Annotated in this window: 1 rRNA gene; it reads left to right on the forward strand. The window is 49.7% G+C overall.

Features of this window, described 5'->3' with window-relative positions:
* Positions 1-304 (forward strand): 23S ribosomal RNA (locus tag BZJ21_RS15805); the annotation flags it as partial.

Consider the following 304-nt stretch of genomic DNA (forward strand, 5'->3'; position numbering starts at 1 on the left):
ACCGATAGTGAACCAGTACCGTGAGGGAAAGGCGAAAAGAACCCCTGTGAGGGGAGTGAAATAGAACCTGAAACCGTCTACGTACAAGCAGTGGGAGCCCCATCACTAAGACACCTTATCTTAGTGAGACGCTATCACTTTGTTTATTGGGTTAACCACGCGAAGCGTGGGTCAACCGCCCAATCAAGCAGAGGTGACTTAGTGATGGGGTGACCGCGTACCTTTTGTATAATGGGTCAGCGACTTAATGTTAGTAGCAAGGTTAACCGCATAGGGGAGCCGTAGGGAAACCGAGTCTTAACTG

The sequence above is a fragment of the Salinivibrio costicola subsp. alcaliphilus genome, from assembly GCF_001996185.1.
In the GTDB taxonomy this organism is placed as follows: Bacteria; Pseudomonadota; Gammaproteobacteria; order Enterobacterales; family Vibrionaceae; genus Salinivibrio; species Salinivibrio costicola.